Source organism: Streptomyces sp. NPDC041205, from assembly GCF_055591765.1.
The window spans coordinates 418,629-433,735 of the sequence record NZ_JBVIZH010000002.1; the positions used below are offsets into that span (position 1 = coordinate 418,629).

The 15,107-nt window shown below is 73.7% G+C and carries 13 protein-coding genes; 6 read left to right on the plus strand and 7 right to left on the minus strand.

The features are described 5' to 3' along the window. Positions 1 to 709: 709 nt before the first annotated feature. Positions 710 to 1,693: a tetratricopeptide repeat protein gene (locus ACZ6BG_RS08790; RefSeq protein ID WP_468998774.1), complete on the minus strand. Its 984-nt coding sequence runs from the start codon at positions 1,691 to 1,693 to the stop codon at positions 710 to 712. Positions 1,694 to 2,065: 372 nt separating this feature from the next. Here ACZ6BG_RS08790 and ACZ6BG_RS08795 point away from each other — a divergent pair, with 372 nt between their 5' ends. Then, positions 2,066 to 2,740, plus strand: coding sequence for a TetR/AcrR family transcriptional regulator (locus ACZ6BG_RS08795; protein WP_468998776.1), 675 nt, complete (start codon positions 2,066 to 2,068; stop codon positions 2,738 to 2,740). A 9-nt stretch (positions 2,741 to 2,749) separates the two neighbouring features. Here the strand turns inward: ACZ6BG_RS08795 and ACZ6BG_RS08800 are convergent, their stop codons facing one another. Together ACZ6BG_RS08800 and ACZ6BG_RS08805 are read right to left on the minus strand one after the other, a co-directional pair. Further along, on the minus strand, positions 2,750 to 3,790 hold the full coding sequence (locus tag ACZ6BG_RS08800; protein ID WP_468998778.1) for a GDP-mannose 4,6-dehydratase: 1,041 nt from the start codon (positions 3,788 to 3,790) through the stop codon (positions 2,750 to 2,752). Beyond that, positions 3,787 to 4,983 carry a UDP-N-acetylglucosamine--N-acetylmuramyl-(pentapeptide) pyrophosphoryl-undecaprenol N-acetylglucosamine transferase gene (locus ACZ6BG_RS08805; RefSeq protein ID WP_468998780.1) on the minus strand — a complete coding sequence of 399 codons (1,197 nt, stop codon included), beginning with the start codon at positions 4,981 to 4,983 and terminating at the stop codon, positions 3,787 to 3,789. The genes ACZ6BG_RS08800 and ACZ6BG_RS08805 overlap by 4 nt, the downstream gene beginning before the upstream one ends. Before the next feature lie 132 nt (positions 4,984 to 5,115). On the opposite strand from ACZ6BG_RS08805, the gene ACZ6BG_RS08810 reads away from it, so the two are divergent. Continuing rightward, positions 5,116 to 5,847, plus strand: coding sequence for a response regulator transcription factor (locus ACZ6BG_RS08810; protein ID WP_468998781.1), 732 nt, complete (start codon positions 5,116 to 5,118; stop codon positions 5,845 to 5,847). A gap of 98 nt (positions 5,848 to 5,945) precedes the next feature. Further along, entirely contained in the window at positions 5,946 to 7,274 is a 1,329-nt protein-coding gene (locus tag ACZ6BG_RS08815; protein WP_468998783.1) for a sensor histidine kinase, read from the plus strand. A 94-nt stretch (positions 7,275 to 7,368) separates the two neighbouring features. Here ACZ6BG_RS08815 and ACZ6BG_RS08820 read toward each other — a convergent pair whose 3' ends face one another. The 4 genes from ACZ6BG_RS08820 to ACZ6BG_RS08835 form a co-directional block, all read right to left on the minus strand. Then, positions 7,369 to 9,069 (minus strand): acyl-CoA mutase large subunit family protein, encoded by a 1,701-nt coding sequence (locus ACZ6BG_RS08820; protein WP_468998785.1) that lies wholly within the window; start codon positions 9,067 to 9,069, stop codon positions 7,369 to 7,371. 85 nt (positions 9,070 to 9,154) lie between these two features. Then, a complete protein-coding gene (locus tag ACZ6BG_RS08825; RefSeq protein ID WP_468998787.1) occupies positions 9,155 to 9,487 on the minus strand; it encodes a DUF3817 domain-containing protein in 333 nt (110 codons plus the stop codon). Between the two features lie 166 nt (positions 9,488 to 9,653). After that, positions 9,654 to 10,160 carry a MarR family winged helix-turn-helix transcriptional regulator gene (locus ACZ6BG_RS08830; protein ID WP_468452360.1) on the minus strand — a complete coding sequence of 169 codons (507 nt, stop codon included), beginning with the start codon at positions 10,158 to 10,160 and terminating at the stop codon, positions 9,654 to 9,656. Between the two features lie 10 nt (positions 10,161 to 10,170). Continuing rightward, positions 10,171 to 11,487, minus strand: a complete 1,317-nt coding sequence (locus tag ACZ6BG_RS08835; protein WP_469000153.1) for an MFS transporter — start codon at positions 11,485 to 11,487, stop codon at positions 10,171 to 10,173. 558 nt (positions 11,488 to 12,045) lie between these two features. On the opposite strand from ACZ6BG_RS08835, the gene ACZ6BG_RS08840 reads away from it, so the two are divergent. The 3 genes from ACZ6BG_RS08840 (at position 12,046) to ACZ6BG_RS08850 (ending at position 15,075) form a co-directional block, all read left to right on the plus strand. Then, a complete protein-coding gene (locus ACZ6BG_RS08840) occupies positions 12,046 to 13,026 on the plus strand; it encodes an ArsR/SmtB family transcription factor (RefSeq protein ID WP_468998790.1) in 981 nt (326 codons plus the stop codon). A 160-nt stretch (positions 13,027 to 13,186) separates the two neighbouring features. Further along, positions 13,187 to 14,209 (plus strand): glycoside hydrolase family 6 protein, encoded by a 1,023-nt coding sequence (locus ACZ6BG_RS08845; protein WP_468998792.1) that lies wholly within the window; start codon positions 13,187 to 13,189, stop codon positions 14,207 to 14,209. 107 nt (positions 14,210 to 14,316) lie between these two features. Next, positions 14,317 to 15,075 carry a 2-phosphosulfolactate phosphatase gene (locus tag ACZ6BG_RS08850; RefSeq protein ID WP_468998794.1) on the plus strand — a complete coding sequence of 253 codons (759 nt, stop codon included), beginning with the start codon at positions 14,317 to 14,319 and terminating at the stop codon, positions 15,073 to 15,075. Positions 15,076 to 15,107: the final 32 nt, after the last annotated feature.

Below are 15,107 nucleotides of genomic sequence, written 5' to 3' on the forward strand. Positions count from 1 at the left end.
TCGGACGTACATCTCCGGCCCTGACTGCTCCCGTTCGGGCGGCTCAGCCGGGCAGGGATGGGAGAAGTGCTACGTCCTCGGTAAGGAGAGCGCCCGCGTAAAGGGGCGCGCTGCGCGCCTCGATCACCGGCGATCACCCCCGAGCGACAACCACTGGTCGCGCCTGACGCATCACGCACAACCTTGCTGGACAGGCCCTGCCGGAACCGGCAGAGACCCCCCTGTCCCAGACCGGCGACGGTGCCGCCGGCCTGCCCGGTGGGGACCCAGAATTCCCGTCTCCCGATTGGCTGTCGGGCTGCGGGCAATGGACCGAGCGTGGCCGATCGTGGTGCATTCTCGGCGTCCGCACAAGGGGGTTCGTTACTGGCTGGTAACGGCGGGATAACCGACCCGGCACCGCCCGGCATCGGTCAACGACAGACGGTGGCCCTAACGGCCGCAAAATATCGGGCGATTGGCGAATAGAAGCGGACAGATCACTGCCCCGCTCTTACTCCAAGTAACAGTGGCCGCGTTTACCAAGATTCGGTAAAACGCGGCCACTGTGGCACTGCCTCGACAGACTTTCCACTTGCGCACCACGGCCCGGAACGCTTAACCACAGGTCAGCGAACGGGCCGGGGCAAATCCGACAGATTGCCGGGGTGGGGCCGACGGGGCCCAAGGGCCCCTGCCCACCGGTCAGTCGGCGAACATCAGTCGGCGATCAGAAGAGCACCCGGGCGAGCGCCGTACGCGACGCCGTCACGCGCGGGTCGTCGGCGCCGACGACCTCGAAGAGTTCGAGCAGCCGCAGCCGCGCCGCCTCCCGGTCCTCACCGGCGGTGCGCCGGACCGTCTCCACCAGGCGCCCGAACGCGTCCTCGACATGGCCGCCGACCAGGTCCAGGTCGGCCGCGGCGATCTGCGCCGCCGCGTCACCGGGCTTCTCCGCGGCGTCCTTGCGGACCACGGCGGGGTCCAGGTCCTGCACCCGGCGCAGCAGTTCGGCCTGGGCGAGGCCGAGCTTGGCCTCGGTGTTGCCGGGGTCGTCGCTCAGCACGTTCTTGTACGCCTGGATGGCACCGCCGAGGTCGCCCGCGTCCAGGGCCTGGACGGCCGCTTCGAGCAGCGCGTCATAGGGGCCGGCCGGGGCGGCGGGGGCGGCCTGCGGCTCGTCGCCGGAGGCGTTCGGGTCGACGACCAGGCCGGTCAGGCCGAAGCGCTCCTCGCCGACCTGGATCAGCTGGTCCAGGGTCTGGCGGATCTGCGCCTCGGGGGCCGCGCCCTGGAAGAGCGGCAGGGCCTGGCCCGCCACCACCGCGAAGACCGCCGGGATGCCCTGCACCCCGAACTGCTGCATCAGCATCTGGTTCGCGTCGACGTCGATCTTGGCGAGCAGGAAGCGGCCGTTGTACTCCAGCGTCAGGCGCTCCAGGAGCGGGCTGAGCTGCTTGCACGGCTCGCACCACTCGGCCCAGAAGTCGATGACGACCGGCACTTCGGTGGAGCGCTGCAGGACGTCCCGCTCGAAACCCGCCTCGTCGACGTCGATGACGAGACTCGCGGGAGACACCCCGGCGCCCGCGCCCGTGCCACCCTGCCGGGCCGCTTCGGCACGCGCCTGCTCCGCCTTCGCCTTGGCCTCCTGGGCCGCCTTCACCGCGGCGAGGTCGACGACTCCGCTCATGGACATGTTCCGTGGCTGCATGAGTACATCCTCCCCCAAGCCGCGCGGGAACCGTGCCCGCCCGCCCGACTCCCGCCGCCACCCCGCCGCGGAAGTCGCTTCGCCCCCCGGCCCGATCGCGGCCCCCCGCCGGATTGCGGTGCCGTCGGCCGAACCGATTCGTCTGTTCCTTCGGGCCCGAGGAGGACCGTGAATCCGGCGGGGTCCCCACCCCGCTCTGTGGTTGCCGCCCGACGGGCGGTGAGACTCGCTCGCAGCGGTCTGCCGTCGAACGCGGCTTTCGCTACGGCTCGTAGCGTAACTGCAGGACACGGGGCGCGGCAGCGGGCATCGCGTGATCTGCCTCACTCGGCGCTGGCCAGGGCGGTCATACTCGCCGGTATGGTCGCGGGCATGCAGAGCCGCAACACACCGCCGACGCGCGCCGGGGGCCGCCCCCGCAGCGCCGAGGCGGACACCGCCATCCTCGAAGCGACCAGGCAGGCCCTGGTCGACCTCGGCTGGACGAAGCTGACCCTGGGCGACGTGGCCACCCGGGCGGGGGTCGCCAAGACCACGCTCTACCGGCGCTGGGCGGGCAAGAGCGAGCTGGTCGTGGACGCGGTGGCCGAGCTCTTCGACGAGTTGGAGCTGCCCGACAGCGGCAGCCTGGCCTCGGACATCGAGGGTGTGGTGCTGCAGTTCGCCGCGTTGCTCGGGCGCCCCGAGACGAAGACCGCGCTGATGGCGGTCGTCGCCGAGTCCACCACCGACGAGCCCCTGCGCGAACGCATCCGCGCGTCCATCGTCGACCGCCAGAAACGCCTCGTCCTCGCGGGCCGCGCCCGCGCCCAGGACCGCGGCGAACTCCCCGTCGAACCCGACCCCGCCACCGCGGCCCGCACCGCCGACCTCATCTTCGACGTGATCGCCGGCGCGGTGGTCCACCGGGCCCTGGTCAGCGCCGAACCGGTCGACGCCGAGTGGGCCCGCCGCTTCACCTGGCTGGTCCTCGGCGGCCTCTCGGCGGCCGCCGGCCCGGGTCCCGAGCCGGGGGCCCCGGCGACCGCCCACGACGGCGCCCCGTAGGACGAGCCCCTAGACCTGGTACGTGTGGGCCGCGAAGAGGGCGAGGTTGTCGGCCACCCAGGCCGAGGTGCGGGTGAGGCCCTCGCGGAGGGGGACGAGGGGCTGCCAGCCGGTGAGTTCACGGGCGCGGGAGTTGTCGGACACGAGTCGTTCCACCTCGCTGCCCGCGGGCCGCAGGCGGGAGGGGTCGGTGACGACGACGGCGTCCCGGCCGCTGGCGGCGATGAGTTCCTGGGCCAGGTCCCCGATGGATATCTCCCGGCCCACGCCGAGGTTGACCACCTGGCCGACGGCCGCGTCGTGCTCCGCCACGGCGAGGAACCCGCGCGCGGTGTCGGTGACGTAGGTGAAGTCCCGCGTGGGCGTGAGCGAACCCAGCTTGATCTCGCGGGCCCCGGCGTGGAGTTGGGCGAGGATCGTGGGGATGACGGCGCGGGCGGACTGCCGCGGGCCGTAGGTGTTGAAGGGCCGTACGACGGCGACGGGCAGTTCGAAGGCGTGCCAGTGGGACAGCACGGTCATGTCGGCGCCGATCTTCGAGGCGGAGTACGGCGACTGCGGCTGGAGGGGGTGGCTCTCGCTGATGGGAACGGTCAGCGCGGTCCCGTACACCTCACTGGTGGAGGTGTGGACGAGCCGGCGCACGGAGTGCCGACGGCAGGCCTCGGCGATGTTCTCCGTACCGACGACGTTGGTCTGCACGTACGCGCCGGGAGAGTCGTAGGAGTACGGGATGCCGATGAGCGCGGCGAGGTGGAAGACGGTGTCGCAGCCGTCGACGGCGTCCATGACGCGCCCGGCGTCGCGCACGTCACCGGCGACGAGCTCGACACGCGGGTCCCCGGCGAGGTGCGCGAGGTGCCCCTTGTCGCCGTACGGCTTGTAGTGCGCGAAGGCACGGACGTGCGCGCCGCGTTCGAGGAGCAGGTCGACGAGCGTGGAGCCGATGAAGCCTTCGGCGCCGGTGACGAGGACGGTGCGGCCCTGCCAAGAAAAGGGGGCGGACGGGGCGAGGTCGTTCGGGGAGGAGGAAGGGGAAGGGGCGTTCATGCCGCGTACTCCAGGTGGTCGGTGTGGTGGGTGAGGTGCAGGACCCGCTCGGCGAGCAGGTCGGCGGCGCGGGCGTGGGGCCCGGGATCCGCGGCGCCGCTCATGGCGGCGAGCCGCGCGGGCTCGGCGAGCAGCGGTTCGAGGAGCGCGGCGAGCCGGTCGGCGGTGGTCTCGGCGTCGGGCAGGAGCAGCCCGGCGCCCGCGTCGGAGAGCACCCGCGCGTTGTGGGTCTGGTGGTCGCCGGGGGCGTGCGGGTAGGGCACGAGGACGGCGGGCACGCCGGTGGCGGCGAGTTCGGCGACGGTGGCGGAGCCCGCGCGGCAGACGACGAGGTCGGCGGCGGCGTAGGCGAGGTCCATCCGGTCGAGGTAGGGCACGGCGTGGGCGACCGCATCCCCGCCTTCGTACGCGAGCCGCCGCCGCGTCTCGTCGAGCGCGGCCGGACCGGTCTTGATCAGCAGGGATACGTCACCGCGCCACCGCCAGCGCGTGGCGAGCCCGAGCGCCGCCTCGGTGAGCCGGGCGGCGCCGAGGCTGCCGCCGTTGAAGAGCACGAGGCGCGCCCCTTCGGGCACCCCGAAGGCACGCCGGGCCTCGGCGCGCAGCGCGTCCCGGTCGAGGGCGGCGAGGGCGGCGGCGATGGGCATGCCGGTGGTGGTGGCGCGGTCGCCGCCGGGCAGATGGGCGCGGCTGCGGTCGAAGGCGACGGCGATGTGCGGGGTGAGGCGGGCGGCGAAGCGGTTGGCGCGCCCCGGCACCGCGTTGGACTCGTGGATGAGACTGGGCAGCCCGGCCATGCGGGCGCCGACGATGACGGGGGCGCTCGGGTAGCCGCCCATGCCGACGGCGACCTGCGCGCCCTGGTCGCGCAGGATGGCCCGGCACTGGGCGCCGGACTTCACCAGGGCGGCGGGCAGCAGATAGCGGCGGGCGCCGAGGGACGGGTCGAAGGGGATCATGTCGACGGTGTGCAGCCGGTACCCGGCGTCGGGGATGAGCCGGGTCTCCAGGCCGCGCTCGGTGCCCACGAAGGAGATCACCGCGTCCGGCACGGCCCGGCGCAGGGCGTCGGCGAGGGCGAGGCCCGGGTAGATGTGGCCGCCGGTGCCGCCCGCGCCGATCACGACGGACAGCGGCCTGTACGTGTGGGTCGCCGCGGCGCGGGCCGCGGCGGGAGTGACGGGAGTTCTCATGACGCCGGAGCTTCGCGACCCGTCCTAAGAGGGTTTTAAGAGCCGGGTTTGGCACCTTTGGTGCATGAGTTCCTTCCTGAGCCGCACGAGGTGCGCATTTCCCGGGACCCGGCCCGCCCCGGGTGTCGCCGCATGACGCCGCCGCCCGCGCACCCGGCGCACCCATCCAGGGTCCTCGTCGTCGACGACGACCCCGAGGTGCGCGCCGCCGTCGAGGACGCGCTGAGCATCGAGGGTCACCATGTGCGCGGCGCCGCCGACGGCCACCGCGCGCTGACCGCGGTGGCCAGGTGGGAGCCGGACCTCCTGGTCCTGGACGTGAAGATGCCCGTGCTCGACGGTCTGGCCGTGTGCCGCAGGCTGCGCGCGGCGGGCGACCGCACCCCGGTGCTCGTCCTGACGGCCCTGGACTCGGTGAGCGACCGCGTCGACGGCCTGGACGCGGGCGCCGACGACTACCTGGTCAAGCCGTTCGCCCTGGACGAGCTGGTGGCGCGGGTCCGGGCGCTGCTGCGCCGCGCCGCCCCCGACCCGGCGGGACCGGGCGGCCGGGAGACCGACGGCGACGCGCTGTCGTACGGCGATCTGACGCTCGACACCCGGACCCGCACCGGTGCGCGCGCCGGGCGCCGCATCGAGTTCAGCCGCACCGAGGCCACGCTCCTGGAACTGCTGCTCCGGAACTCCGGGCAGGTACTGCCGCGCGAGCTGATCCACGAGGCGGTGTGGGGCCGGGACTTCGGGCCCGACTCCAACTCCCTGGCGGTGTACGTCGGTTATCTGCGCCGCAAGCTGGAGGCCGAGGGCGAGGCGCGGCTCGTGCACACGGTGCACGGCGTCGGCTACCGGCTCGGTTCGCCGTGAGCGCGCCCCACGCGCCCCACGCCCCCCGACGCGGTCGTGGCCGCCGCGCCCTTGGGGCCCGCTGGCGCCGCCGCCGTCCGCTGCGCACCCGTCTCGCGGTGGCGGCGTCCGCCGCGGTGGCGCTGGTCGCGATCTGCGTCTGCACGGCGTCGTTCTTCGTCCTGCGCTACAAGCTCTACCAACAGCTTGACCAGAATCTCGCCCAGTCCGCGACCCTGGCCGCACAACAGCACCGCTCCGAGGAGCGGGGCTACGGCGTGCTCGCGGGCGAATGCCGCTTCCTGGGCGCTCCGGCCTGCTCGCAGGTCGTCCCCGCTGCCTCGGCCGACGACCCGAAGAAGCCGTACCTGCTGCCCGTGAACGGCTCCACCCGCCAGGTCGCGGCGGGCGAACTGGCCCCGTACTACTCGAACTTCACCCTGCCAGGCGGCAAGCCGGGGCGCATGCTCACCACCACCTACGGCAAGGGCGCGGCCGTCCAGGTCGCGCTGCGCGCCGACATCGCCGAGCGCGGGGTGCGGCAGACGGCCGCGATCCTGTCGGTGGTGGGCGGCGCGGGCGTGCTCCTGTCCGCGCTCGGCGGCTACTGGGTCTCCCGCACGGGACTCGCACCCGTCGCGCGGCTCACGGCGACGGCGGAGCGCATCGCGGCGACCCGGGACGCCCGGCATCGCATCGAGCTGCCACCCGGGCCGCCGGGGCGGCGCGAGGACGAGGTCACCCGGCTCGCGGCCGCGTTCAACACCATGCTCGGCGAACTGGAGGAGTCCGTCGCCGCCCGCCGCCGTCTCGTCGCCGACGCCTCGCACGAACTGCGTACGCCACTGACGTCACTGCGTACGAACGCGGAACTCCTCGCCCGTGCCGATCGCCTGACGACGGAGCAGCGGGACCGGGCGTCGGCCGCGCTCGGCCGTCAGCTTCGTGAAGTCACCGGCCTGGTCAACGACCTGATCGAGCTGGCCCGCGACGAGGAACCGCGGCCGCTCCTGGAGGAGGTGCGGGTCGCTCCGCTGGTCGAGCACGTCGTGAACGCGGCGCGCGAGCACTGGCCCGCGATCGTCTTCACGTACGACGTCGCTCCCGACGCGGCCGGGACGACCCTGCCCGGTGTGCCCGCCCGCCTCGCCCGGCTCGTCACCAACCTGCTGGACAACGCGGCGAAGTTCAGCCCGCCCGGGGCGGCCGTCGAGGTCTCCCTGACCACCACCGGCCTCGCCGTCCGCGACCACGGCCCCGGCATCGCCCCGGAGGACCTGCCGCACGTCTTCGACCGCTTCTACCGCGCCGAACGGGCCCGCGCACTGCCCGGCTCCGGCCTGGGCCTGGCCATGGCCCGGCAGATCGCCCGGGCCCACGGCGCGGAACTGACGGCGGAACACGCCCCCGGCGGGGGCGCGCTGTTCCGTCTGGCGTGGCCGTCCTAGGTCGGACGGGGCCGAAGCAGCGCGCAGTGCCTGCGCGGAACCAGTTCGCCCGGCCCCTCCGGCCGGACGAACTGGAAGCCCTCCGGCCAGAGGACTAGAACCCGGCCGGCTCCGTGTACACCCCCCACTCATCCCGCAGCACCCCGCAGATCTCCCCGAGCGTCGCCTCGGCCCGGACCGCGTCCAGCATGGGCGCGATCATGTTGGACCCGTCCCTGGCGGCGGCGAGCATCGCGTCGAGGGAGGCCCGGACCCGGGCCTCGTCCCGCGCATCCTTGCGGGCGGCGAGCACCTTGACCTGCTCCCGCTCGACCTCGTGGCTGACCCGCAGGATCTCCAGGTCACCGGTCACGGAGCCGTGGGCGACGTTGACGCCGACGACCCGCTTGTCGCCCTTCTCCAGGGACCGCTGGTACTGGAAGGCGGACTCGGCGATCTCACCGGTGAACCACCCGTCCTCGATGCCCCGCAGGATGCCGGAGGTGATGGGCCCGATGGGGTGCTGCCCGTCGGGACGCGCCCGCCGCCCCCGCTCCTTGATCTGGTCGAAGATCTTCTCGGCGTCGGCCTCGATGCGGTCGGTGAGCTGCTCCACGTACCAGGACCCGCCGAGCGGGTCGGCGACGTTGGCGACGCCGGTCTCCTCCATGAGGACCTGCTGGGTGCGCAGGGCGATCTCGGCGGCCTGCTCGCTGGGCAGGGCGAGGGTCTCGTCGAGGGCGTTGGTGTGCAGGGAGTTGGTGCCGCCGAGGACGGCGGCGAGGGCCTCCACGGCGGTGCGGACCACGTTGTTGTACGGCTGCTGGGCGGTCAGCGAGACACCGGCGGTCTGCGTGTGGAAGCGCAGCCACTGGGCCTTGTCGGTCTTGGCGCCGTACACGTCCTTCATCCAGCGGGCCCAGATCCGGCGGGCGGCCCGGAACTTGGCGATCTCCTCGAAGAAGTCGACGTGGGCGTCGAAGAAGAAGGACAGGCCGGGGGCGAAGACGTCGACGTCCAGGCCCCTGCTCAGGCCCAGCTCCACGTACCCGAAGCCGTCCGCGAGGGTGTACGCCAGCTCCTGCGCGGCCGTCGCTCCGGCCTCGCGGATGTGGTAGCCGGAGACCGAGAGCGGTTTGTAGGCGGGGATGTCGCGGGCGCAGTGCTCCATCAGGTCGCCGATGAGGCGCAGGTGGGGCTCGGGCTCGAAGAGCCACTCCTTCTGCGCGATGTACTCCTTGAAGATGTCGGTCTGGAGCGTGCCGTTGAGCACGCCCGGGTCGACGCCCTGCCGCTCGGCGGCGACGAGGTACATGCAGAAGACGGGGACGGCGGGGCCGCTGATCGTCATCGACGTCGTGACGTCGCCGAGCGGGATGTCCTTGAACAGGACCTCCATGTCGGCGGCGGAGTCGATGGCGACGCCGCAGTGGCCGACCTCGCCGAGGGCGCGCGGGTCGTCGGAGTCGCGGCCCATGAGCGTCGGCATGTCGAAGGCGACGCTCAGGCCGCCGCCGCCGGCGGCGAGGATCATCTTGTACCGCTCGTTCGTCTGCTCGGCGTTGCCGAAGCCCGCGAACTGGCGGATCGTCCACGTACGTCCCCGGTATCCCGTGGGGTACAGGCCGCGCGTGAACGGATACTCGCCGGGCCATCCGATGCGCTCGAAGCCCTCATAGGTGTCCCCGGGCCGGGGCCCGTAGGCAGGCTCGACCGGGTCACCGGAGAGCGTCGTGAAATCGGCGTCGCGCTTCTTCGCGGCGTCGTACCGGGCCTGCCAGCGGCGGCGGCCCTCTGCGATGGCGTCAGCGTCCATGCCACCCAATTTACTTGGACGTCCTAGTAAATGTCGATGGCCAACCGCCACGGGCTGCCCGTGGCGGGGGTGTGGCGCGGGTGCCTCAGGCCTTGGCGAGCGGGGTCGCGGGGTCCGTGAGCAGCGGCTCGACCTCGCGGACGACGTTGCGCTCGACGAAGAATGCGGCCGTGGGAATGGTGCCGGAGACCAGCACCCAGAGCAGCTTGCCGAACGGCCACTTCGCCTTGGAGCCGAGGTCGAAGGCGAAGACCAGGTAGATGATGAAGAGGACGCCGTGGATCTGGGAGACCGCGAGCGTCAGGCCCTCGCCCTTGTCGAAGCCGTACTTGACCACCATGCAGGCGCACAAGATCAACAACATGACGGCGGTGACGTAGGCCATTACCCGGTAGCGGGTCAGCACGCTGCGTTTCATGACTACGAGCGTAGCCCGCTCCCCCACACGATCTTCAGCTGCCCCTTTCCTCCCACCCGCCCGCCCGAAGGGCGAGAAGGGCGGGCGGGGCATAGAGCCCGTCCGGCGTTTGAGGACGAGGCCCGCAGGGCCGATGGAGCGGGGAGAGGGGCGCAGCCCCATAGGGCTAACCGTCGAAGTCCTGCGCAGCGACCCGCAGGGGCCGAAGCATCGCGAACAGCTCCCCGCACTCCTCCGCGTCGTAGACCCCGAGCCCGAAGTCCATCGCCATCAGCTCCCGCGTCGCCTCCTCGACGACCTCCCGCCCCTTCTCCGTGATGGAGGCAAGCGTGCCGCGCCCGTCGTTGGGGTTGGGCCGCTTGTCCACGAGCCCGGACCGGACAAGCCGGTCCACCGTGTTCGTGACGGACGTCGGATGCACCATCAACCGCTCGCCGATCTTGGACATCGGCAGTTCGCCCTCCTTGGAGAAGGACAGCAGCACCAGCGCCTCGTAGCGCGCGAAGGTCAGTCCGTACGGCTTGACGACCGCGTCGACCTCGGCGAGCAGGATCTGGTGCGCGCGCATGATCGAGGTGATGGCGCCCATCGCGGGCACGGATCCCCAGCGCTGCTTCCAGAGTTCGTCGGCTCGGGCGATGGGATCGAAGGGGAGACTGAGCGGCTTCGGCACAGCGTCGACCTTAGCCGCCGGTCACATACCGGTCAGCCCCAGTCTCAGAATTCGGCCGCACGTTCGCCCGCTGCCGTCCTGTCGACCGGACCTCGCGGACCAGGAGCAGACAGCAGACGGTGCCGAGCGCGCCGGCGCCCGCGACCACCGTGCTGACGGCGAAGAACTCGGCGGCGAGCCCGGCGAGCGCCATGCCGACGCCCTGGAGGGTCATCAGGCCCGCCGTGTGCACGGTCATGGCGCGGCCGCGCAGCTCCGGCGGCACGGCGTCCACGAACCAGCGGTCGAGCCCCAGCGTGTACGCCGATCCGGCCCCGGCGAGCACGAGCGCGGGCAGCGCCCAGGCCAGGCCGGGGGCGAAGACGTACGCGAGCAGCGGGAGCAGGGTGGTCGCGGCCAGCGGGAGCACGATGCGGGAGCGGGTGGCGGGGCTGAGCGCGGACCCCGCGTACACCTCGCCCGCGATGGTGCCGACGGGCATCGCGCACATCAGCAGGCCGACCCCGGCGGTGCCGACGCCGATCTGCTCGGCGTACGGGGCGGCGAGGGCCTCCGGGGCGACGACGAACATCGGGGGCGCCCAGAGCAGGAGCAGCAGCGCGCGGATCCGCCGGTGCGCCAGGACCTCACGGGCACCCGCGAGCGAGTACCGCAGGAGCGCGGCCTCCCCGCCCCCGCTCCCCCGGTCGCCGCCCCGCGCGGGCCGCCGCTTCGTACCGGTCCGCAGCAGCAGGGCCGACGCGAGGAACGTCACCAGCGTGATGACGAGCGCCCCGCGCGGGGAGACGACGGTGAGCAGTACGCCCCCGAGCCCGAAGCCGACGAGGACGGCGCTCTGCGACACCATCCGCAGCAGCGAACGCCCGAGCACGAACAGGTCGCCGTCGCCGAGGACGTCGGTGAGCGTCGCCATCCGGGTGCCGTTGAACACCGGTGAGACGGCGGCGATCAGACAGCGCAGCGCGAGCAGTCCGGCGACCGGTGTCGCGGGCAGGGCCATCAGCGCGGCGCACCCGGCGCACACCAGGTCGCAGCCGACGAGGACCCGTCGCGGCGGATACCGGTCGGCGACCCCGGCGAACAGCGTCCCGCCCACGAGGTACGGCAGCATCCCCAACGCGAACGCCAGCGCACTGAGCAGCGGCGACCCGGTGAGGTCGTACACGAGCACCGTCAGCGCGATCTCACTGACGACCACCCCGAGCAACGAGAGCGCGTGCGCGACGAAGACGGCCCGGAACTCGGCGACGGCGAAGACGCGGCGGTAGCCGTCGCGCTCCTGAGGGGCGGCCGAGGCCGGGCCCGATTCCGGGGGCGAGGGTGGGATGGCGGGTGTGGGCCCGGACGCGAGCCCGGACGTGGCCCCGGACCCGGGCGTAGATCCGGACGCAGCCCCGGACCCGGCCCCGGACGTGGGCCCGGACGCGGACCCGGACGCGGACCCCGGCGTGGACCCGGACGCGAACCCGGACGTGGCCCCAGACCCGGACCCGGACGTGGGCCCGGACGCGGACCCGAGCGCGGACCCGGACACGGCCCCAGACGCGGACCCGGGTACGGACCCGGACGCAGGGCGAGCGCCCGAAGCAGGGCTCCCGCCGTGCGCACCGCGCCCCTCGGCAGCGCCCGTCCCAGCCGCGCACCGCACTCCGGCCACGCCCGGCTCGGCGATCGGGCCCGCCCCGCCCGCACCCGGCTCCACCGCCGGGCACCCCTCACCCCCGGCCCCCGGCCCACCCGTCTGCCCCGTGCCCGCGCCCACGCCCGCCCCGGTCTTCGGTCCGTCTCCCATGTGCTCACCCTGGCGGCGCCCCGCACCGGCCCCTAAAGTTTCGGCTCCAGCCGAATCATCGGCGCCGACGGCACCGCGGAAGGAGGACAGGCCGTGCCCTTCCAGTTGCGGTTCGGGGAGGACGATCTGCTGCGGTGCCGGTTCGCCGTGTCGCCCCTGTGGGAGACGCAGGAGGCGGTGCGGACGCTGAAGCGGCGCGAGCGGCACGGGTATCACCCGGGGTGGCTGCGGCGGATCAGGGAGGCGGGGGCGGGTCTCGACCTGGAGGCCGTGTGGCTGTTGATGCCGTCACGCGGGCACAGCCCGGACTTCCTCGGGCCGCCGCCGCTCGGCCCCGCGGCGGGGTTCGACGAGGAGATCGCGGCGGTGCGGGCGGCGGACCCCCAGGCCGCGCGGGACGACATGGCGCGGGCCCTCGCGGAGACGCCGGGGGCGGCGGCGAGCCCGCTCGGGCGGCGGCTGCTCGACGACCCGGCGCGGGCCGTACGGGAGTTGGCGGACGCCCTGGAGGGCGCCTGGCACGTGCTGGTCGAGCCGTACTGGCCCCGCCTCCGTGCCCTGCTCGAAGCCGACGTGGCGTACCACTCCCGGCGCCTCGCGGAAGTCGGCCTCGGCGCCCTGCTGCCCGAGCTCGACCGCCGCCTGGCCTGGGACTCCGGGACGCTGACGGCGCAGTGGCGCGGGCGGCACGTGCGGGACCTGGACGGGCGGGGCCTGGTCCTGATGCCCAGCGTCTTCAGCTGGCCGGACGTGATCAGCGGCTACGACCCGCCCTGGCAGCCGACGCTGGTGTACCCGGCCCGGGGCCTGGCCGGTCTGTGGAGCGCCCCGGCCGACCACGCCCCGGACGCCCTCGCCCGCCTCCTCGGCCGCAACCGCGCCGCCGTCCTCACCGCCCTCGCCGAGCCGGCCGGCACCTCGGCCCTCGCCCACCGCCTGGCCCTGGCCCCGTCGTCGGTCTCGGCGCATCTGACGGCGCTGCGGGACGCGGGCCTGCTCACCTCGCGCCGGTACGGACACCAGGTCCTGTACGAGCGGACCCCGCTCGGGATCGCGCTGGCGGCGGGCGGCTGAACGCGGGCACCCCATGGCGAGCGGCCGCAGGCGGGGCTGCGGGCGGCTGACGACGACGGCGCGCGCGGTGTCGTACACCGAGGCGATTGATCCCTTATGTCACGATTGCCGCACGACTCGCCTGCCCGTCACCGTCGACACCGTCGCCCAAGGGGTCTGGATGCACCGGCTGCTCCGTACGTTCACGGCACTCACGGCCGTCGCGGCCCTAGGGCTCGCGGCGGGGTGCTCGTCCGGGTCCGGCCCGGGCGAGGAGAAGGACGAGGGGACGCCCGCCGTCCGTCCCGAGGCGGCGCGGTCGGCGCAGCACCGCTTCTGGGTCGACCCGCAGAGCGCGGCGGCACGGCAGGTCAGGGAGTGGCGGCAGGAGGGCCGTACCCAGGACGCCGAGGCGCTGCGCCGGATCGCCGAGCAGCCGATGGCGGTCTGGCCGGCCGGGGACGACCCGGCGCCGGACATCGCGAAGGCCACCGCGGGCGCGGCGGACGAGGGCCGCACGGCGGTGCTCGTCGCGTACAACATCCCGCACCGCGACTGCGGCCAGCACTCGGCGGGCGGCGCCCAGGACGCCGCGTACTACCGCCAGTGGCTCGGCGCGTTCGCCGACGCCATCGGGCGGAGCAAGGCGCTCGTGGTCCTGGAGCCGGACGCCATCCCGCACATCGTGGACGGCTGCACGCCCGCCCAGTACCACGAGGAGCGCTACCAGCTCCTGTCGGAGGCGATCCAGCGCCTCAAGCGGCAGCCGAACGTCAAGGTCTACCTGGACGCGGGCAACCCCGGCTGGATCAACGACGCGCGCAAGCTCACCCTGCCGCTGCGACGGGCGGGCATCGACCGGGCCGACGGCTTCTCGCTGAACGTCTCCAACTTCCAGAGCGACCGCACGACCAGCGCCTACGGCCGCACCCTCGCCGCCACGGTCGGCGGCAAGCACTTCGTGATGGACACCAGCCGCAACGGCAAGGGCCCGCTCGCCGGGGACCGCCAGGACGCCTGGTGCAACCCGCCCGGACGCGGCCTCGGCACCCCGCCCACCGACCGCACCGGCGACCCGCTCCTGGACGCCTACCTGTGGATCAAGCGGCCCGGCGACTCCGACGGCCCCTGCCGCGGCGGACCGGCCGCCGGACAGTGGTGGCCGGACTACGCGCTCGGGCTCGTGCGCAACGCGAAGGCGTAGCCGGTCTGATGACCGCGTGGACGGCTTGTGGAGGTCAACTCGCGGACGGGGAAAGGCCCTTGGTCACGCTGGCCAAAGGCCCCGGCCACCTGGCAGCCTGAGGGCGCATGGGGCGTGAAGACTTCTCGCAGGCGGGCTACGGCGTACGGTTCGAGTGGGGCACGTCCGGAGCGAAACGCCTCGCGCCCGCCGTCTCCTGTCTGGTGATCGTCGACGTCCTCTCGTTCACCACGTCGGTGTCGGTCGCCGTCGAGTCCGGCTCCCGCGTCTTCCCCTATCCGTGGCGCGACGAGAGCGCGACGGCCTTCGCCCGCCAGATGGACGCCCGGCTCGCGGTGGGCCGCCGTGCCGTCACGAAGGCCAGCCCCTGGTCGCTGTCCCCGGCCGACCTGCGGCGCGCCCCGCTCGCCCCGCGCCTGGTGCTGCCCTCGCCCAACGGCTCGGCGATCGCCGCGTCGGCGGGCGGCGTGGACATCGCCGCCGGGTCGCTGCGCAACGCGACCGCCGTGGGCCAGTGGCTCGCGGACCGGGGCCACGGCACCCCCGAGCGCCCCGTGGGCGTGATCGCCTCGGGCGAGCGCTGGCCGGACGGCACGCTGCGGCCCGCCCTGGAGGACCTGCTCGGCGCGGGGGCCGTGATCACCGCGCTGCGGGACCGCGGCGGCACGGCACTCTCCCCGGAGGCCGCGTCGGCGGCGTCGGCCTTCGTCGCGGCGGTGGACGTGGGGGACGCGGTCGCGTCCTGCTCCTCGGGCCGGGAGCTGGCCGACGGCGGCTACGCGGAGGACGTGGCCATCGCGACGGAGCTGGACGCGTGCGCGGTGGTGCCGGTGCTCACGCACGGGGCGTTCGTGGCGGCCGGGTGAGGGCGGGGGGCTCGGCCAGGTGAGGGCCGGGT